The sequence below is a fragment of the Pseudovibrio sp. Ad5 genome, from assembly GCF_001623095.1.
Classification (GTDB): domain Bacteria; phylum Pseudomonadota; class Alphaproteobacteria; order Rhizobiales; family Stappiaceae; genus Pseudovibrio.
In genome coordinates, this window is the sequence record NZ_LMCH01000059.1 from 34,573 (window position 1) to 52,905 (window position 18,333).

Consider the following 18,333-nt stretch of genomic DNA (forward strand, 5'->3'; position numbering starts at 1 on the left):
TGTGCAAAGCGAATTTCCATTCCTAGCTATAGCCGTTTTCAAATTGCGAGGTTTTAGTATGACGACCCGATTTACTTGGTTGAAGACAATTGCTTACAGCGGCGCTCTGGCGCTCGTGATTACTGGTGGAGCCGCCAAAGCAGAATTGGCTGCTGACTGGCAAGACACCGCCATGGGCCTTTTCAACGCTGAAAAGTGGCCTGGAGCCAAACGCCAGCGCGCCCTGACAATTTTGCATACTGCAATGTTCGATGCCGCAAACGCAGTCGAGGGCACCTACGCTCCTTACGCATATACTGGCTCAACCAATCCGGATGCATCTGCGCAAGCAGCCGTCACTCAGGCGGCCCTGCACGTTCTGTCGACCCTTATGCCAGAGCGTAAAGCGGAGTTGGAAATTGCAGCAAAAGAGCGCCTTGCAAACCTGAAGAGCCCTCAGTCCGGCATTGCTCTGGGCCAGGCAGTTGCGGAGCAAATTCTGGCAGCGCGCGCATCAGACAACGCTAACTTCTCGGTAGATTACACGCCGGGTCCAGCAGAAGCGGGTGTGTATCAGCCAACGTCTAAACGCCAGATGGTTGCGCCGAAAATTCGTGAGATGAAACCATTTGTCCTGTCCTCTGCAACGCATTTCCGCGTGCCGCCACCTCCGGCACTGGAGAGCATGCAGTATCAGCGTGGTCTGAGTGAAGTCGTAAAGTTGGGCGGCAAAGAAACGCAGACTAATGAGAACAACGTCTTCATCGCCAAGCTTCATGCAGGCTCCGGCTCCGGTGCATGGAACCAGATCGCCCGCAAAAGCAGCTCGTCCTGTGATCTGTCCATGCTGGAAGAAGCCCGCACACTGGCGCTTCTCAACCTTGCGCTGACAGACTCACTGGTTGCTGGTTTCAACGCAAAGTATGAGTACGCGTTGTGGCGTCCGCAAACAGCAATGGAAGCTCTGGGCAAAACCTATAAGCACCCAACCCTCAAGGCCGATATGGAGTGGAGCTCTTTGGTGCCAGCACCAATGCATCCTGAATATCCATGTCAGCATTGCACCAGCGGCAGCGCGGCTCAGGAAGTCATGGAGTCCGTCTTCGGCGACGGCAAAATGGCCTTCACCTTCAATGGCAAGGGCGGTCTTTCCAAAGAATATGTCAGCTTCCAGCAGTTTGCTGAGGAAGAGTCAGAATCCCGCGTTCTTGGCGGCGTTCACTACCGCCGTTCTAACGCTGTTGGCGACATGTTGGGCTACCAGATCGGCTCTTACGTAGCAGAGACCTCTTTGCAGCCTCTGAAGCAAATCAGCGACATCAAGAAATGTGCAGGCAGCCGCTAGGTCAGCTCCTCCTGACTTAGCTTGCACTTGCAGGCCGCACTCCAATCCCCTCGCGGCCTGCTTTTTTTATCACCCCAGAAAAGGGAGCACTTGCAAGCGCCACTTCCGGCAAAGCACCCGCAGATCTAAAGGAACAGGTACTATGGAAAATCGAACTGGTTTAGCACTCCGCATTCTCTTTGTTGGCATTGGCGCAACGCTCTTCATGGATATCTGGGCCATCGCAGCAGATAGCCTCTTTGGCATTCCGCAGAGCAACTTCTCAGTGGTTGGCCGCTGGCTGGGTCATATGCTGGACGGACAATTCACGCACGAAAGCATCCGCCGCGCTGCACCTATCGCAGGAGAAGCAACCATTGGCTGGACGGTGCATTATCTGGTCGGGATCGTCTTCGTTGCAGCCTTCGTCATGATTTTTGGAAATCGTCAGCTGCAAAAACCATCCCTGATCCTTGCGATCTTGTTTGGTGTTGTGATGATCGTGTTCCCATTCTTTGTCATGCAGCCATCTCTTGGCGCTGGTGTGATGGCCTCCAACAGGCCGAACCCGGACTTCGCTCGCCTGAAAAGCCTCATGACGCACTTCTCATTTGGCCTGGGCATGTATGTCGCGCTTTGGGTTCAGACCAAGGTCTTCAAACCAATTGAAGCACCGGTTTCCTCCGCATCCTGATTGTTTCAGGATCACGAGAAAGCCCGCCGTTCTCCTGAGCGGCGGGCTTTTTGTCGGTCGGGAAAGCTGCTTAAATTAGCTCAGCTCAAGCTCTCTGCGCACCTGATATTGAGGCAGATGCTTCTTGATCTGCTCCACCACCACCTCAGGGTCTGGCAGGGATTGGTGCCCGTGGATCTTGCCCATATGCGGGTCAAAATTCTCACGCCAAACCGGATCACAAACCTCGTAACCATCCTCGCGGATCTGCGCCACATTGCGTCTGACGGAGGCTTTTTTCCACATGGGTCCGCCCATCACCGGAAAGAAGAGCACCGGAAACTCAGCAGCAAGAATGACGGTGGTCAGTCGATTGAGTGAAGATCCATTGGCAACACCAGACAGTGTATTCGCCGTTGCTGGCATCACGGCGAGAATATCGTGCTCGGCTGCGATACGTCCCGGTTTGTCGGTGGGCCAGTCCTTCGGGTCATCTCCGCAGATCACCCGGTCTACGAACAGCGCGATGCTGTCCATGTTCACAAAGTTGATGGCATTGGGTGTGAACATGGCGGTGAGAGTGCAATCAATCGAATTCTTGATCTCGCGCAGATAGCTGGGTAGCAGAGTCGCATCCAGAGATGCGCTCGCCCCAATCAGAATGCGGGCTTTGTCGGGAGTGTCATTGGTGACCATGGAAAAATCCTCTCTGTAAAATCCATTTCAAGATGATGGAGGTGCCGCGCGATTGGCGCCTTTGGATGAGCGACGGAACCCTAGGGGAGGTTGTTGACTGCACCTTGGCCCGCTCATCGCGCGGTGTCTTTTTCTGGTCGCCAGATGACCTCAAATCATGCCCCACATTCCAATTGTTTCTTTGAAATGCTCTCCTCAGGTTTGCTGAGGACGACCTCTCAAATTTTCTGAGGACCTGCCTCAGAACTTCCGATGTGCAATGAGAATGTACTGCTGGCATGGTTCCATTCAGATGAGCCATCAGGCTGCTGGAACTGGAGGGATTGATGAGGGGTACTGAAATCAAAACCATTTGCGTTGCAGGAGCCAGCGGGCTGGCAGGGGCTTACATGGTCAAAGAAGCCCTGGCCCGCGGTTACCGCGTCAACGGCACCATGCGCGACATTTCCCAACTTGATAAAGTCAGTGGCCTGATGCGTTTGCCCGGCGCGGCGGAACGACTGCACCTGTTTTCAGCAGATACATCCAACTCTGAAAGGTTCGATGCGCCAATGACACAAGCGAAGGCTGTGTTCATCGCCTGCATTCCAACAACCAAACACGGTGTAGACGGGACGCCTGCTGCGGAGTTGGGTCGCGAGCGCGGCTTGAAAGAGATCATTCAACCTGCAGAACAAGCTTGTCTGAACATCCTGAAAGCAGCACATCGGCAAGGTGTTAAAACAGCAGTGCTCTGTTCCAGTACAGCCTCCGCAGAACCAGCCACCCCCTCCTTTAAAAAGCAGGAGGACAAGGACATTTCAGATGCCGAGATGCAGATTCAGCAGAGGAAATATGCGCAGGCACAAAAGACTGTAATGGAAGCAGCGGCAGAGGAGTTCACCGAGCAACATGGCATGAAGCTTTGCACCTTCTTGCCAAGCATGATGGTGGGCGCCCCTCTCCTGCCTTCGCACTTGAAAGGTCACGTTCTCAGCTTTCTTGCAAAACTACGGCACGGCAAAACAGGCTGGCACAGCACAGTTCCAGCAGGGTCCATGTCCCTCACCTCCCCGCAGGATCTTGCAAGGATGGCATTGGCCGCTTTAGAGCAGTCAGAGGCCTCCGGACGCTACTTTGCTGTGAGCGGCAGTTGGACTTGGCGCCGGATTTACCAGGAGATTGCTGAGTATGTGCCGCTAGAAGCGCTCCCAACCCCACTTGGCAAAGACCCGGAACCGCCAACGCGCTTTGACTTCAGCAAGCGCGACAGCCTTGGTGTTCCCATACGAGGCATTCAGGAGATGTTTGCGGAGTTCTATGAGGCCTATGAGCAGGTCAGGCTCGTTCCTCAAGCCTGAGACTCTGCTACTTCATAGGCACACGCGCTTTTTGCACGCTGTTACGCCACACAAACTTGGCGGGCAGCTTCACCGTTTCACTGGATGGCTGTTCCGTGGTGCACCATTCAAGACACTTGTCGATGATCTGATCCGTCGGCTGCGCAAAGGTGGTCAGGTCATATCCTTCCCATTCTGCCTGCTGAATATTGTCAAACCCAATCACTGAAAGATCATCTGGTGTGCGCAAGCCAAATCGTTGACGCGCAGCATCAATGACCCCGCACGCAATCAGGTCTGTCGTGCAGAAGATGCCATCCGGACGGTCTTCACGATCAAGCAGTGCCGTTCCCAGCTCCAGACCTGCCTGATAGGATGTGAAACCATCCACCTCACACAGAACATCAACTCCGGCTTCTTCTGCAGTGGCAAGGAAACCCTTCTGTCGTTCCACAATGCTCCAGGTCGCATTTGCAGAGTTTGCAAGGGCGATTCGCTTACATCCTGCACGCAAAAGAGCCTTCAGCGCGGTCTTGCCTGCTGCCCTGTTATCCGGCCCGATCTGTAGAGAACCCGGGAAATCTTCCTCACGATTGATCAAAACCAGCTTCATGCCATTGCTAAAACATGTGTCGGCTAAGGAAGGATCGGGCGCACCGGACAAAATAATCGCTGCTTCTGTGCGAAAACTGATGGCCTGCAGCAGTGCATCCTTCACACGCTCCTCATATCCACTTGTGTTGATAAGCATTGTTACCTTACCAGCAGCCTGTAGCCTTTCGGAGAGTTCAGCGATCATCGCAGCGCGGTGCGGCGTATCAATCTCAGCAGCAACAAGCGCCACGATACCACTTTCAGAGCGGTTGAGACTGCTCGCGAGGCGGTTGACGCGGTACCCTAGTATTTCTGCTGATTTCAATACTTTAGCGCGCGTCGCGTCAGAAACACTGGCCCCCGGAGTAAAGGTTCTGGAGACAGAAACACGGGACACGCCAGCATGGCGCGCTACGTCCTCAGCCCTGACCTGCTGCTTTCTTGAAGACACTTTTTCCGACATCAAATTTCGCTGATTATTGTACACGTTTGCATCTGCATATCAGGAAATATCCAGAAAATAAATTAGTCTTTCTTGGAATAAAGTTGACATTGCAAAAATTTAGCCGACTATATTATGTACACGTGTACACAACGTGTTTGGGAGGAGTAAACATGAAATCTATTAAGAAAGCTTTGTTGGGTGCAACCCTCATTGTGGGTGCTGGTGCAAGCCCGGCGTCTGCAGATGAACTCAATGTCATCTGCTCCGCTGACAACGCTCTGTGCGAAAAGCTCGCAGCAAAGTTTGAAGAAAAATCGGGTGCTGACGTCAGCATGATCCGTCTTTCTTCAGGCGAAGCTTATGCAAAGATCCGTGCAGAAGCTCGCAACCCGCAGACGGACGTATGGTGGGGTGGAACCGGAGATCCGCATCTGCAGGCAGCAAACGATCAGCTCTCTGTCGCTTACAAATCGCCAATGCTGGAAGAACTTCTGCCATGGGCTGTTGCTCAGGCTGAAACCTCCGGCTACCGCACAGTAGGCGTGTACTCTGGCGCACTAGGCTGGGGCTACAACAAAGAGATCCTCGCGGAAAAGGGCATCGAAGGTCCTAAATGCTGGTCTGACCTGCTAAATCCTGCGTTGAAGGGCGAAATCTCTATTGCAGATCCAAACTCTTCAGGCACCGCATACACCGCACTTGCTACTCTCGTTCAGTTGATGGGTGAAGAAGAAGCCTTCGAATACCTGTTGGCTATGGGCAAGAACGTATCGCAGTACACCAAGTCCGGTTCCGCTCCTGTTAAAGCAGCGGCCCGCGGTGAAGCAGGTCTCGGTATCGTGTTTATGCACGATGCAGTGAAACAGGCTGAAGCAGGCTTCCCAATTGAGGTTGTCGCTCCATGTGAAGGCACCGGTTACGAAATCGGTTCAATGTCTCTCATTGACGGTGCGCCAAACCCAGACACTGCAAAAGTGTTCTACGATTGGGTGCTAACTCCAGAAGCACAGAACCTGATGGCGGAAACTGGTTCCTACCAGATTCCATCCAACAAGGGTTCTACCCAGCCAGAAGCTGCTCCTAAGCTCGAGAACGTACGTCTGATCGACTACGATTTTGCGGAATACGGAAGCAGTGACCGCCGCAGAAACCTGCTGGCACGCTGGGACATGGAAGTTGGCGCTGCTGCAAACTGATTGAGATCGGGGCGAGTTAACGCTCGCCCCGTTTCCCCAAAAAATCTGGTTTTTCCAAATGACAAATGAAAATCGTCGGCTGGACCTCGCACTTATATGCGGCGTCCTTGGGTTGTTTATATTGCCTTGGTTCCACATTCGCAGCGGCTTTTTTGGCGGCGAATGGGTCTTGGATCTACTGAGCAAAGAGCGTTATTGGCCGGGCTTTTTCCAGCTCTTCCTAGGAAAGCTGCAACTGCTCCCCGTGTTTGCTCTTGTTGGTGCTGCCGGATATCTGCGCCTGAAATCTGCGCCGGGCCACCGTGGCAAACTGATTGCCATCATCGGTGCTCTTGGCCTGTTCTGGATGGTGCTGGAAGGCCTTTCCATTGGCCTGCGTGGCTGGAACTGGAGCCTGCTGGAAGCAACATTTGGCCGTATCGATGGTCAGCCTGCGTTTGGCGCCGGTGCCGTGTTGCTCGCACTTACCTTCACCACCTTCATTTCATTTGGCCTGGCTGAAAAGGGCGCTCTCAAAGGCGACGCGATTGTCCTCACCGCCGTCTCGCTTTTGATCCTGCTTGTAGCGACCTTCGTATTCTACCCAATTCTGTCCATGTTCGCTGGCGCGTTTCAGGATTTCCGTGGCAACTTCACCACTGAAGGTGTCATGCGGAACATCACCGATCCGCAAATCTGGAAGCTGAACTGTCTGGTTGGCGGAAGTTGCGGCATTGCATGGCGCACCATGTTCCTCGCGATTGCAACAGCGGCAGGCTCCACCCTCCTGGGCCTTGCGTTTGCACTGATCGTAACCCGCACGCAGATGCCATTCCGCAAAAGTCTGCGCACCTTGAGCATCCTGCCAATCATCACGCCTCCCTTCGTGATTGGTCTTTCTCTGACCCTGATGCTGGGCCGTACAGGCTTTGTCACCGAGGCCATTGAAGCTGCAACAGGTCTTGAGCTGGGCCGCTGGATCTACGGTCTTCCGGGGATCTGGATTGCACAGATGCTCAGCTTCACACCAATCTCCTTCCTCGTGCTGGTTGGCGTTGTTGAAGGCATCAGCCCGTCGCTGGAAGAAGCAAGCCAGACCATGCGTTCTGGCCGCTGGAGAACCTTCCGCAAAGTGTCATTGCCTCTGATGGCACCGGGTCTGGCAAACGCCTTTCTGATCGGCTTCATCGAGTCCATGGCTGACTTCGGCAACCCGATGGTTCTGGGTGGTAACGGCGGCGTGCTCTCAACAGAGATCTTCTTCGCGGTTGTTGGTGCACAGAGTGATCCGTCCCGCGCAGCAGTTCTGGCGATGATCCTCCTCGGCTTCACACTCTCTGCCTTCTTTGCGCAGCGGATGTGGCTTGGTAAGCGGAACTTCGCGACTGTAACTGGTAAGGGTGATGGTGGCCGTTACTCAAAACTGCCACGGCGTATTGCAATCCCGGTCGGCACTATTGTTGCTCTCTGGAGCTTGTTCACCGTTGCTGTGTACGGCCTGATCCTGTTCGGTGGCTTCGTGAAAGTCTGGGGTCTGGACCACAGTGTCACGCTGGCGCACTACATCACCGCGTTCTCCATCTCGTTTGAAAACGGCTTTGCCTTTACCGGCGTTGCGTGGAACAGCTTCTGGACCACAATGTGGATCGCTCTAGCCGCAGCCCCATTGACTGCTGCAGTTGGCATCCTATCCGCATGGCTCATCGTTCGTCAGGACTTCCCGGGCAAATCCGCCTTTGAATTCGGCCTGATGATGAGCTTCGCAATTCCGGGCACCGTGATTGGTATCAGCTACATTCTGGCGTTCAACCTGCCACCATTGCAGATGACAGGTACCGCTCTGATCCTGATTTTCTGCTTCGTGTTCCGTAACATGCCAGTGGGTGTGCGCGGCGGCGTGGCGGCGATGTCTCAGCTGGACAAGAATCTGGATGAAGCTTCCCTGACACTGGGTGCAAACAGCGCGCGTACACTGAAAAAAGTGATCCTGCCGCTGCTGCGTCCAGCCATTCAGGCGGCACTGGTCTACAGCTTCGTGCGTGCGATCACATCCATCTCTGCGGTCATCTTCCTTGTGAGCGCAAAATACAACATGGCGACGGCCTATGTGGTCGGTCTGGTTGAGAACGGCGAATACGGCGTGGCGATTGCCTACAGCTCCGTTCTCATCTTCGTGATGGTCACCATCATTCTCATCTTCCAGCTGCTGGTTGGTGAAAGAAAACTCCGTCGTCCGGAAAACACTCAAAAATCTCCTGCTCAGGGTAAACTGAAGGAAGTCGCAGCATGACACATTCCAAATTTGGTCAGGTCCGCTTCGAAAATGTCGGCAAAAACTACGGCGACTTTACCGCAATCCCGAACCTCAATCTCACGATTGAGCCGGGTCAGCTGGTTACCCTGCTGGGGCCATCCGGGTGTGGCAAGACAACAACCCTGCGCATGATCGCAGGGTTGGAAACCCCAACATCTGGCCGCATCATGATTGGTGGAGATGACGTCACCCGTCTTCCACCGAACGAACGTGACGTGTCCATGGTGTTCCAGTCCTACGCTCTGTTCCCGCACATGAGCGTGCTTGAGAACGTGAAATACGGCTTAGAATCCAGTGGCTTCAAAGACGCAGAAGATCTGGCTCTGAAAGGTCTCGACCTTGTCGGCCTGCGCGAAAAAGCACCGCGTCTTCCTTCCGAGCTGTCCGGTGGCCAGCAGCAGCGTGTGGCAGTTGCCCGTGCACTGGTTCTGGAGCCGCAGGTTCTTCTGCTTGATGAGCCGCTCTCCAATCTGGACGCCCGCTTGCGCCGTTTGGTGCGTACTGAAATCCGCGAAATCCAGCAACGACTTGATTTCACTGCAGTTTACGTCACCCACGACCAGGAAGAAGCGCTCGCAGTTTCCGACCGCATTGTTGTGATGCGTGACGGTCTCATTGAGCAGGATGGCACGCCCTATGAGCTTTATGAGAGCCCGGCTTCCGAGTTCATCGCGGACTTCATCGGCGAAGCAAACATCCTTGATTGTGATATCAGCGACGTAAATGCAGAGACTGCAAACGTTCAAATTGGCGGCAAGGGCTTTGACCTGCGCAGCCGTAACCACAGCATTGGCAAGGGCAAACTGGCCGCTCGTGCCAACTCCATCAAGCTCAGCAGAGATGTCAATGGCGGTCCAACCGGCAAGATCAAATCCGCGGCTTATCTGGGTGATCATTTCCAGTACGAAGTTATGAGCGACCTTGGTCTGCTGTTTGTCATCGACAACCACACAGACGAATTGCTGGAAAACGGCACCTCTGTTGGCATCGACTTTGATGCACGCGGTCTTGCACTGATTGGCGGTAAAAAATGACCACTGAAACAGTTCTGGACCAAGCTGCCGAGTTAGAGCAACGCTTCAACGTTGCCCAAAAGATGGCTGATGAAGCGGCAGCGCTTGCCCTTGAGCACTTCGCCAATCGCGATGATCTGAACATCGACACAAAACGGCATCCGCAGGATGTCGTTTCTGAAGCTGACAAAGCCGTAGAGCAGAAAATCCGCAGTCTAATCGCCAAAAACTTCCCTGAGGATGCATTGCTTGGTGAGGAATTTGGCTTTGTGGAAGGGACGACCGGTTACACCTGGGTCATCGACCCAATTGACGGAACTGCCCCTTTTCTCAATGGCTTACCGGGGTGGTGCGTGTGCATCGCCGTAACCGACAAAGACGGCGCTGCCATCGGCATCATTGATGTTCCGGTCCTCAAGGAGCGCTTTGCGGCGCTGCGCGGCAAAGGCACCACTCTCAACGGTTCCCCAGTTCGGGTGACTGATCGATTTAACCTGCAGACCGGCATGTTGGGCGTTGGCGCGAATGACCGCGTTGCTCCTGCGCAGGTCGGTAAAATGTTCGAAGACCTGATGTCCGCAGGCGTGAGCTACACTCGTTATGGCTCCGGTGCATTGATGTTGGCATGGGTCGCTGCGGGGCGCTTGGTTGGCTACGTTGAGCCGCGCATGTCTGCCTGGGACTGCATGGCTGCATACTGCCTTATCACTGAAGCTGGCGGGAAAATTCTCCCATTTCCGATGGCTGAGAACCCAAGTGCCCCGTATCCTGTTTTGGGCGCTGCTCCGCAGGTGTTCGATGAGGTTTTGGACCTCACAAATCTAACCCAGTTTGCCTAGTCTCCCGAGTAGACAACGGGTTAGATCACACTTGCAGGCGCTGTTCACCCAGAGCAGCGCCTGTTTTTTTATGCACTCAGATGAAGAGCAAAACGCCACCACCTGCGATCAGGCCACCGCGGATAAGTGGTGAGAATGGTGCGATGACTCCGTAGGAAATTGCAGAGAGCGCAAGCCCCACCTTCACCGTTGCCAGCAGCGACCAGACTGGCGAGCTCACAAGCGTGATCAGCGTCGGATTTGCTATCATTCCCAACGGGATAAGGTAAAGACCAATCCCCAGCGCCATGGCGAACAACGCGACCTTCAACCAGTTCTCATTGACCATGCCCGCAGCAATAAACACCGCTCCGCACACAGGGGGAGTAATGGTGGAGAGCAGCGCGAACCAGAACACGAACAGGTGTGCCTGAAGCGGTTCTAATCCGATATCAATAAGCGCTGGCCCAGCAACAGAAACGCAGATGACATAGGCCGCTGTTGTTGGCACTTCCATGCCTAACACCATGCAGGCGAGTGCCGTCAGCAGCAAAGCTGGCCACAACATGCCGCCGGAGCCGGAGAGGATAAGTGAGGTGATCTTCACTCCAAGGCCAGTCACCCCAAGCGTACCGATGATGATGGACGCACAGAGGATAATCGACGCGATCATCGCCACCTGCTTGCCGGAGTTCATCAGCGCTTGCTCGAAGCGCCCTCCGATTTTCCGCAGATCTACCTTGAAGTTCTTGTCGATCAGCAGCAGCACAACCGCAGCCATAATCGCCAGACAGGCGGCATACTGAGGGGTATAACCCAGCACGAACATAGCCCAGAGCAGCACCGTGAACGGCACGAGGAAGAACAGCGAGGTGATGATAACCGAGCGCGTATCCGGCTGGTCTTCCACCGCCAATCCCTTCAGCTCATAGCGCCGGGCAAAGGCATTGATGCCCATCCAGACCGCGAAAAAGTATAGAAATGCGGGCAAAATCGCAGCTGCCATGATGCCGGTGTACGGAACGCCAGTCAGTTCCACCATGACAAAAGCACCTGCTCCCATCAGCGGCGGCATGATTTGTCCCCCTGAGGAGGCAACAGCTTCCACGGCAGCGGCAAGTGCACGTGGGTAACCCAGTTTGGTCATGGCCGGCAGCGTAATCGCGCCGGTAGACGCCACGTTCGCAGAAGCCGAGCCGGAGATGGAGCCGAACAAAGCCGACGAAATCACTGAGACTTTCGCCGTTCCGCCTTTCAGTTTACCAGCAGCGGCGGCGGCCACATTCATGAAACCAGCGCCTGCTTCTCCGGCATTCAAAAACGCGCCGAAGATCACAAAGATCGCGACAACACCAACAGATACTCCCGTCAGCTTGCCCCATAATCCCCCTTCAGCAATGGTCATGGTACCGAGAAAACTTTCCAGCGGGACACCTGCATAACCGAACTCACCGGGGATATGTTGCCCAAACATGCCATAGGCCAGCGCGATCAAAGCTACCAGCGGCAGCGGCCAGCCAATGGCTCGACGCGCCATTTCCAGCACCGTGATCAGCAGGCCAAATGCCAGATAAAGCTGATAATCATCAATAAGATAGCCGTATTGATCCGACAGGTCCGAGTGGTTCCATGCAATCCAACCAGCCGCGAAAACACCAAAGGCTGTGAGCACATAACCCGTCACCTTCTCAAGGGGATTACGTGCCATCAGGATGAGCGCCCAAGGCAATGCCAGTGCCATATGCAAAGGACGACTGACCAGATTGGGAACCAGACCGGAAAAGATCAGACCCAGATGAAACAGCACGGTGGCCAGACCGAGCACCAGCCAGACGGAACGGTGAATTATATTCAACGAAATAACCCAAAATGAGTAAGGCCCGAAGAATATACTCCGGGCCTGAATTTTTGATAAGATGAATGAGCTTAGCGCTGCGCGTCGGTGATTGTGTACCCAACTTCATCATAAAACTTCAGTGCACCCGGATGGATTTTGCCGCTGATGTTGCCGAGCAGATCCTTGTCCACACCGTTCCACCATGCTGCGCCCTTGCCCATTTTTTCCTTCTGGTCCCAGAAGCTTTTGGTCAGCGCATATGCGGTCGCATCATCCATCTGTGTTGTTGTGTAAGCCACAACAGGCAGAGAAGTTGTTGTGATGTCAGCGTCTTGACCAGCATAGGTTCCAGCCGGGATCACCAGTTTGGTGCGCTTGGTCTGAGCGATCTGGTCATCAGAAAGAGACAGAACATCAACACCTGTCCCAGCAGCAGCCTCAATCACGTTTGGCGCCGGGTAGGAACCTGCGGTCACAAAGCCATCAATCTGGCCGTTCTTCAGCGCAGGCACAGCGTTGGAAAGCTCTACATCCGCGAGCTCTACTTCACCTTCAAGGCCAAATAGTTTCAGGTACTTAGCACCTTCACGCGCACCAAAGGAACCTTTGCCGATGAGGATTTTCTTACCCTTCATGTCCGCAAAGCTCTCAATACCGCTGTCTTCACCAACAACAAAGTGCATGGTCAAAGACGGGATCGGGAACAGTGCACGGATTTCACCGAACTTGGGATTTGCCCGTTCTTCGAACATCGCCTTGCCACCTTTGGCGAGCTTCACCAGTACCGGCGGTGTGGTGAAAACGTAGTTGCCTGGGCGCACCTCAGATTCCATCACGTTCTGAACAGAACCCTGACTTTCTTCAACGGTTACAATGATATCTCCACCTGAGGCTTCCTTCATTGCTTCCGCAATCTGTACTGCCATCTGGTAATAGGAGGATGAGGTTTTCGCTGATTTATAAGTGACGCGGGTTTCCGCCTGAGCGCTAAACGAAAACGCGACAAGTGCTGCAGCAGCCACGCATGAGTGTAATAGTTTCATGGATCATCCTCTGGAACGACAAATACTTAAAATTGCTGAGAGATTTTATCGAGTATGTGAGGTGTTTCAAGTAGGGGGATCAGCTTACCGCTGATCTGAGGCGGAAATTTTCTCATGAATGCATGACAGAACGAACAGCTTGCGCGATTTTGCGTTTTTTACGTGAAATCTGCGTTACTCGCGTTTTGCCTGCGTTGAAATGAGTGTTTGTACCGCAATCATATCAGAAGGCCGTTTTTGTCTAAAGTCTCCTGAAACTCTTCCTTGGGCAACAGCCGGAAATGATCCCCCGTCATGTCCGCCGTCAGAATTCGATCACACCGAAATGTGCGCGGCGCATTTCGCAGATGGTCAAATGCGATCACGTACCAAACCGGATAATTTAACATGAGGTAGTGAGGTTCGATCCGCCGTTCAGAAGATGCACCATCCTCTCGCTTGTATCCGATCGTGAGCGTCACCTGATCGATGAAGGCCTGATGCAGTGCCTGCACGACATCTTTGGGCGGGGCATTGATCGTCCGCTGAACATAGGTGGAGGCTGTCGACCCGATCAGGATGCGGGATTTCAGGCGGTTTACCTTATGACGTTTTTCAGGTGAGAACGACGCCACCAGCTGTCGGCGAACGGAACCAAGGCTCGCCAGAAACATGGGCGAATCCATTTGCTCAGAAACCGCGATGCTGATCAGCAAATCGACAGCTTCCGGATACGCCAGATTCATGCGCCCGACGCCCCAGTTGCGATCAAGGCGGACACCTCCGCCGCGACCACGATCCGCATCAATGGGCAAGCCCTGCTCACGCATCAGCTGAAGGTCCCGAGTGATCGTGCGTTCGCTGACATCATGCTGAAGGGCCAGATCTTTGACCGTGCAAAGCTCTTCCTGCTTCAGCTGAACAGCCAGCAATTCCATCCGTCTTAATCTGCCATTTGAATTTGTGCGCGCCATCGAAAAAATAGGACATTAAATGTCTTATTTGTCAATACAACCGAGGTGACCCGAGTTCAACACATGGAGATCACACGATGAAAATTGGCTATTTCACTGTCGGAACGAACAACAGAGAAGCCTCTGCCAAATTCTATGACACACTCTTCGCGCAAGGCGGACCAAAGCAAGTTGCGGCCAATGAAAGGCTAACCTACTGGCAAAATGAGAATTTTGCCTTTGCGACGGCTCTGCCCATTGATGGAAAGCCCGCAACACATGGAAATGGTGCAATGGTTGGCTTTGGCGTCGACTCTGTCGATGAGGTCAAGAGGCTCCACAAACTGGCGATCGACCTGGGTGGTACCAATGAAGGCGATCCAAACCAGCGCGGTCCTTACATTTCAGCTTATGTCAGAGATCTCGACCACAACAAACTCATCTTCTTCACAGATGCAATGAGCTGAGCACCCAGCCCACACCTCAGTCTGTCTTCATCCCCCAGAAGTGCAGATGAGCTGTGAGAATGCAGGTATTGCAACCTCGATACATAGGTCGCCTAATGCCTGCGGGTATGATGCTCATGTGCAGCGGTTTCGACGTGAGATCGCTGCACCTATCAGCTTCAGTTGGGGGACAATATGAACACGCCAAATGCCGACCTGCAAAACAAGATCAGCCAGATCAGAGAGCAACTGCAACATCTGAAAACGACCGATACAAAGCCGAAAGCCGTCGCAGGGCCTAGTCTGAACCAAGCCTTGCAAGCCAGCGAGCGAATGTTGTTTGGCGAGCTCAACAAGCAGGGTGTTTTGAAGTCTTCGCCACCACAAATCGATCTGGAAGGCGGAAACATTGAGTTCGGCCTGTCCCTCTTCTGGACCTTCAATCCACCCGAAGATTACGAGGACGTGTTTGCAGTCGTAAAAGAGTTTCTGGAGTGGGAAACAGGCGGACGATTACAGGCTCCTCTGCTGGATGATTACAGCACCATCAAACAGCAAATCGACCTTGGCGGTATTGTCATGGCAGACGGTTCAATTTTGGGCTTCGGCAAATATGAGATGGCCGATGTTGGGTGGGCCGTCTGCCTCGTCTATGTGATTTACTACAGTCTCTTCCCGAATAAAAAGGCGCCCTTCAACACCGCGCCAGCAGGCGTCATCGATCTGGCGGCGGGGACCTCTCAAAACGAGGTGAACATCGCGATCCTTGGAGATTGGGGGACAGGTGATTACACCAGCGATGGTGGCCCTGCTAAAGCTGTCATGGACGCGATCAGCGAGAGCGCTACGCTTGATAATCCTGACTACATTATCCATCTCGGGGATGTTTATTACGCTGGCACGGAATCCAGTGAAGAGAACGACAACCTCATTCAGATGTGGCCCGCAGATCGCTTTGCTGGTGGCAAAATGGCCGGGACGTCCTTCACACTAAACTCCAACCACGAAATGTATGATGGAGCGAACGGTTACTTTAAGATCGCTTTGACACCTGCAAACACGCCTTTCAACGAGCAGCAGAAAGCCAGCTTTTTTGCGCTGAAGTTTGGTGACTGGATGATGCTGGGCCTGGACAGCGCTTACTACTCGTCCGCCTCAACCCTCTTCATGGACGGCACTCTGGGCGGTAGCAAATCAAGCGTGCAAAGAGACTGGATACAGCAGGTCGTTGGGGACAGAAACGGTAGGGATGTTATTCTCCTGACCCATCATAATCCAATCAGTTTTGATGGCCTGAAAAGAGAACCACTATGGGATGAGGCTGTTGCAGATCTGGGCGGTACCCCAGATTACTGGTACTGGGGTCATGTGCATTTGGGTGTCGCCTATGGCGACCAACTGCCCACCGCGAAAGGCACTGACGGGCGTTTTGCGAAAGTAAGATGTTCCGGCAATGCTGCGATCCCGAATGGAGCTCCCTCTGGTTTGGAGGACAAACCGCACATCGACTACTACTCGCATACTCCCTTGAAAAATAAGGAGCCACGGGTTCGCAACGGGTTCGCCCTGATTACGTTGAGCCTTGATGGGCAGATTAAAGAGAGCTTCTACGAAGTCTCCGATGGCTCGGAAGAACCCGTCGAGGTCTGGAAGTCATCGCACCAGAAAACAACGGTATAGAGTTGGCCTCCATGCTCAGGCGAGAAAGCAGCCTGCCTGAGCATGGAGGTTCATAGATTGAATGCTATCGCAGCACATGCTCCACGGCTCGTCCTGCTGCCAACACCTGCTCGTCATGGACAGCAGCCCCACAGATGGAAATGCTGTGCGATGGCTTGCCTGGATCAACTGGCAGGGTGAGCGATGGCATGTTCAGGAAGGCGGTGATCATGGTCAGCCGCAACGCCTGCGCGTTGGCTTTCTGGAACGCCTCGATGCTTTCCTCTACCTCTGAGATTAGAGGCGGTACATCCGGTACCGTCGGCATCAGGACCAGGTCCCCTTTCAGCTGCGCCTCCACCTCAGACTGAAGCACCGCCCGCTGACGTCTGATATAGGCCAGTTTCTTCGGCGTTATGGGCAGGGCATGTTCCAGACGGGCTTTGATCTGCGGGTCGATCTGGTCTTTGCTCAGGTCCACAAACTGAGAGATCTGCTCCCGCGCTTCCACGCTGACCAGTGTTCCATGCTCAGAAAACAGCAGATGCGCCTTCAAAATTGGCCGCAAATCGCGGCGGACAATATGGATGCCAGCGGCAACGAGCGTATCGATGCAATGCTCAAACATCTCCATAATCTCAGCGGAGATGCCCAGCCCTTCCAGATCCGGCACCACAAGACGGAAGGCCCGTTCCTCTACATCCTTGTTTTCAGGCAAGGTTTTACCACTCATCACCGCATCAAGCGCGCAGATGCCCTCAACCGTTCGCGCCATCGGCCCCAGCACATCAAGGCTCGCCCCAAGCGGCACAACGCCTTCCATGGGATAGCGCCCCATGGTCGCCCGATACCCGCAAATGCCCTGAAAGGCTGCAGGAACCCGTGTAGAACCGGAGGTATCGCTGCCAATCGCCAGATCACAAATGCCGTTGGAGATCGCTGCCGCACTGCCAGAGGACGAGCCGCCCGGAATAAGCGCAGCATCCAACCCGTTGGGTGCATTGCCATAATGGGGGTTGAGCCCGATGCCAGAAAACGCAAACTCGGTCATGTTGGCAGGCCCGATGGGAATGCCCCCTGCCTCAATCACCTGCTGCACCACCGCTGCATTCTCAGCTTCAATCTCGGTGGCATAAACAGCAGAGCCCGCCGTCGTTGCCCGCCCTTTCAGCGCAATATTCCCTTTGATCGCAACAATCTGCCCATCAATAGCACTCAGCTTCTGCCCTGCCACGCGCCGCGCATCCGCCGCTGCAACCAACTCCTCAACCTGCTCCCGATTGAGCCCAATAAAGATGCCCCGGAGTTCCTCCCCCCCAAGCCGCTGCCAAAGCCCCGCAAGATCACCCAGTTCCACCATCCCAGAGCTCCATCCAACCATTCACCCCACCCATACTAAAACCAGCAATTCCAAGGTGTCAAAGCTGGAATGTGAGAGAACCGATCACATATTACAAACGCAGGAGCCGGCTCCTCAAACAGAAAAAAGGCCTCTCGCGATGAGAGGCCTTTTGTGGTTGGTCACCCATGATGCCAGGACGGTGGGACATCTGGGAGGGACGGTAGTCTCCCTTATGGATTTACAACCACATAAACTGTTTTTCCATCTTCGGTCGTGGCCTGATAGTAAGTGCCGCCGCAGTTGTAGTAGCCATTGTATGGGGTACAGCCTGAGATGCTCTGGCGGCGGTTTACACGGCGGGATGTGCGGCGGGCGGTCCGGCGAGCTGCATTGCGCTCTGCTGTCTGGGCATTTGCCTCACCGATTTTGAAGGAGATTGGTGAGATGGACTTGGTGCCAGGCTGCGAAGGTCTTGGGTTATAATCCACTGTGTAACCAACGGAGAGAGCAACTGCTGCGATTGTCAGGGCTTTGATAGACATTTTTCTTCTTCTTTTTATTGGTGGTCGTAAGGTTTTGCTTCGGCTTTCAGGGTTCTCGCCGCTGGTCCTTACTGCTCTGACCACTGGGTTGCTTTGAAGAGAACGAGGTGCTCAGATTGCCAGTTAGGCTGCTCTCTTCGGTGGTACTCCCGAGCGGAACCAGTCCGGATCCTTGAGTTCTT

The 18,333-nt window shown here is 54.0% G+C and carries 16 protein-coding genes; 9 read left to right on the plus strand and 7 right to left on the minus strand.

Translation table 11 applies throughout. The features are described 5' to 3' along the window. Nucleotides 1–58: 58 nt before the first annotated feature. Nucleotides 59–1,324, plus strand: coding sequence for a vanadium-dependent haloperoxidase (locus PsAD5_RS16485; protein WP_063292867.1), 1,266 nt, complete (start codon nucleotides 59–61; stop codon nucleotides 1,322–1,324). Nucleotides 1,325–1,466: 142 nt separating this feature from the next. Further along, nucleotides 1,467–1,997 carry a DUF2938 domain-containing protein gene (locus tag PsAD5_RS16490; protein WP_063292868.1) on the plus strand — a complete coding sequence of 177 codons (531 nt, stop codon included), beginning with the start codon at nucleotides 1,467–1,469 and terminating at the stop codon, nucleotides 1,995–1,997. Between the two features lie 75 nt (nucleotides 1,998–2,072). Here the strand turns inward: PsAD5_RS16490 and PsAD5_RS16495 are convergent, their stop codons facing one another. Further along, the gene (locus tag PsAD5_RS16495; RefSeq protein WP_063292869.1) at nucleotides 2,073–2,672 is read right to left on the minus strand and encodes a flavoprotein; all 600 of its coding nucleotides are present in this window, start codon (nucleotides 2,670–2,672) and stop codon (nucleotides 2,073–2,075) included. A 326-nt stretch (nucleotides 2,673–2,998) separates the two neighbouring features. On the opposite strand from PsAD5_RS16495, the gene PsAD5_RS16500 reads away from it, so the two are divergent. Beyond that, the gene (locus PsAD5_RS16500; protein WP_208981790.1) at nucleotides 2,999–4,012 is read left to right on the plus strand and encodes an NAD-dependent epimerase/dehydratase family protein; all 1,014 of its coding nucleotides are present in this window, start codon (nucleotides 2,999–3,001) and stop codon (nucleotides 4,010–4,012) included. 7 nt (nucleotides 4,013–4,019) lie between these two features. Here PsAD5_RS16500 and PsAD5_RS16505 read toward each other — a convergent pair whose 3' ends face one another. Beyond that, nucleotides 4,020–5,048, minus strand: coding sequence for a LacI family DNA-binding transcriptional regulator (locus PsAD5_RS16505; RefSeq protein WP_063292870.1), 1,029 nt, complete (start codon nucleotides 5,046–5,048; stop codon nucleotides 4,020–4,022). Between the two features lie 152 nt (nucleotides 5,049–5,200). Here PsAD5_RS16505 and PsAD5_RS16510 point away from each other — a divergent pair, with 152 nt between their 5' ends. From PsAD5_RS16510 to PsAD5_RS16525, 4 genes are read left to right on the plus strand one after another with little or no spacing between them, the layout of a single operon-like run. Next, nucleotides 5,201–6,226, plus strand: coding sequence for an ABC transporter substrate-binding protein (locus tag PsAD5_RS16510; protein ID WP_063292871.1), 1,026 nt, complete (start codon nucleotides 5,201–5,203; stop codon nucleotides 6,224–6,226). Between the two features lie 58 nt (nucleotides 6,227–6,284). Then, nucleotides 6,285–8,495, plus strand: coding sequence for an ABC transporter permease (locus PsAD5_RS16515; protein ID WP_193757744.1), 2,211 nt, complete (start codon nucleotides 6,285–6,287; stop codon nucleotides 8,493–8,495). After that, on the plus strand, nucleotides 8,492–9,553 hold the full coding sequence (locus tag PsAD5_RS16520) for an ABC transporter ATP-binding protein (protein WP_057461516.1): 1,062 nt from the start codon (nucleotides 8,492–8,494) through the stop codon (nucleotides 9,551–9,553). Before PsAD5_RS16515 ends, PsAD5_RS16520 begins: the two co-directional genes overlap by 4 nt. Further along, entirely contained in the window at nucleotides 9,550–10,371 is an 822-nt protein-coding gene (locus tag PsAD5_RS16525) for an inositol monophosphatase family protein (protein WP_063292872.1), read from the plus strand. The genes PsAD5_RS16520 and PsAD5_RS16525 overlap by 4 nt, the downstream gene beginning before the upstream one ends. A 76-nt stretch (nucleotides 10,372–10,447) precedes the next feature. Here PsAD5_RS16525 and PsAD5_RS16530 read toward each other — a convergent pair whose 3' ends face one another. The 3 genes from PsAD5_RS16530 to PsAD5_RS16540 form a co-directional block, all read right to left on the minus strand. Further along, a complete protein-coding gene (locus tag PsAD5_RS16530) occupies nucleotides 10,448–12,205 on the minus strand; it encodes a TRAP transporter permease (RefSeq protein WP_063292873.1) in 1,758 nt (585 codons plus the stop codon). Nucleotides 12,206–12,276: 71 nt separating this feature from the next. Beyond that, nucleotides 12,277–13,230, minus strand: coding sequence for a TAXI family TRAP transporter solute-binding subunit (locus tag PsAD5_RS16535; protein WP_063292874.1), 954 nt, complete (start codon nucleotides 13,228–13,230; stop codon nucleotides 12,277–12,279). A 218-nt stretch (nucleotides 13,231–13,448) separates the two neighbouring features. Next, nucleotides 13,449–14,147, minus strand: coding sequence for a helix-turn-helix transcriptional regulator (locus PsAD5_RS16540; protein ID WP_057461520.1), 699 nt, complete (start codon nucleotides 14,145–14,147; stop codon nucleotides 13,449–13,451). Nucleotides 14,148–14,260: 113 nt separating this feature from the next. Here PsAD5_RS16540 and PsAD5_RS16545 point away from each other — a divergent pair, with 113 nt between their 5' ends. Both PsAD5_RS16545 and PsAD5_RS16550 read left to right on the plus strand, forming a co-directional pair. Continuing rightward, on the plus strand, nucleotides 14,261–14,629 hold the full coding sequence (locus tag PsAD5_RS16545) for a VOC family protein (RefSeq protein WP_063292875.1): 369 nt from the start codon (nucleotides 14,261–14,263) through the stop codon (nucleotides 14,627–14,629). 174 nt (nucleotides 14,630–14,803) lie between these two features. Further along, nucleotides 14,804–16,288 (plus strand): metallophosphoesterase, encoded by a 1,485-nt coding sequence (locus PsAD5_RS16550; protein ID WP_063292876.1) that lies wholly within the window; start codon nucleotides 14,804–14,806, stop codon nucleotides 16,286–16,288. Nucleotides 16,289–16,352: 64 nt separating this feature from the next. Here the strand turns inward: PsAD5_RS16550 and PsAD5_RS16555 are convergent, their stop codons facing one another. Both PsAD5_RS16555 and PsAD5_RS16560 read right to left on the minus strand, forming a co-directional pair. Next, nucleotides 16,353–17,648: an amidase family protein gene (locus PsAD5_RS16555; RefSeq protein ID WP_208988656.1), complete on the minus strand. Its 1,296-nt coding sequence runs from the start codon at nucleotides 17,646–17,648 to the stop codon at nucleotides 16,353–16,355. Nucleotides 17,649–17,839: 191 nt separating this feature from the next. Then, on the minus strand, nucleotides 17,840–18,151 hold the full coding sequence (locus PsAD5_RS16560) for a hypothetical protein (protein ID WP_063288007.1): 312 nt from the start codon (nucleotides 18,149–18,151) through the stop codon (nucleotides 17,840–17,842). Nucleotides 18,152–18,333: the final 182 nt, after the last annotated feature.

Bases quoted from the DNA above. Each gene is read 5' to 3' on its own strand.
- PsAD5_RS16505 (WP_063292870.1), bottom strand. From the start codon at position 5,048: ATGTCGGAAAAAGTGTCTTCAAGAAAGCAGCAGGTCAGGGCTGAGGAC.
- PsAD5_RS16515 (WP_193757744.1), top strand. From the start codon at position 6,285: ATGACAAATGAAAATCGTCGGCTGGACCTCGCACTTATATGCGGCGTC.
- PsAD5_RS16495 (WP_063292869.1), bottom strand. From the start codon at position 2,672: ATGGTCACCAATGACACTCCCGACAAAGCCCGCATTCTGATTGGGGCG.
- PsAD5_RS16535 (WP_063292874.1), bottom strand. From the start codon at position 13,230: ATGAAACTATTACACTCATGCGTGGCTGCTGCAGCACTTGTCGCGTTT.
- PsAD5_RS16550 (WP_063292876.1), top strand. From the start codon at position 14,804: ATGAACACGCCAAATGCCGACCTGCAAAACAAGATCAGCCAGATCAGA.
- PsAD5_RS16500 (WP_208981790.1), top strand. From the start codon at position 2,999: ATGAGGGGTACTGAAATCAAAACCATTTGCGTTGCAGGAGCCAGCGGG.
- PsAD5_RS16545 (WP_063292875.1), top strand. From the start codon at position 14,261: ATGAAAATTGGCTATTTCACTGTCGGAACGAACAACAGAGAAGCCTCT.
- PsAD5_RS16540 (WP_057461520.1), bottom strand. From the start codon at position 14,147: ATGGAATTGCTGGCTGTTCAGCTGAAGCAGGAAGAGCTTTGCACGGTC.
- PsAD5_RS16555 (WP_208988656.1), bottom strand. From the start codon at position 17,648: ATGGTTGGATGGAGCTCTGGGATGGTGGAACTGGGTGATCTTGCGGGG.
- PsAD5_RS16560 (WP_063288007.1), bottom strand. From the start codon at position 18,151: ATGTCTATCAAAGCCCTGACAATCGCAGCAGTTGCTCTCTCCGTTGGT.
- PsAD5_RS16520 (WP_057461516.1), top strand. From the start codon at position 8,492: ATGACACATTCCAAATTTGGTCAGGTCCGCTTCGAAAATGTCGGCAAA.
- PsAD5_RS16525 (WP_063292872.1), top strand. From the start codon at position 9,550: ATGACCACTGAAACAGTTCTGGACCAAGCTGCCGAGTTAGAGCAACGC.
- PsAD5_RS16485 (WP_063292867.1), top strand. From the start codon at position 59: ATGACGACCCGATTTACTTGGTTGAAGACAATTGCTTACAGCGGCGCT.
- PsAD5_RS16510 (WP_063292871.1), top strand. From the start codon at position 5,201: ATGAAATCTATTAAGAAAGCTTTGTTGGGTGCAACCCTCATTGTGGGT.
- PsAD5_RS16490 (WP_063292868.1), top strand. From the start codon at position 1,467: ATGGAAAATCGAACTGGTTTAGCACTCCGCATTCTCTTTGTTGGCATT.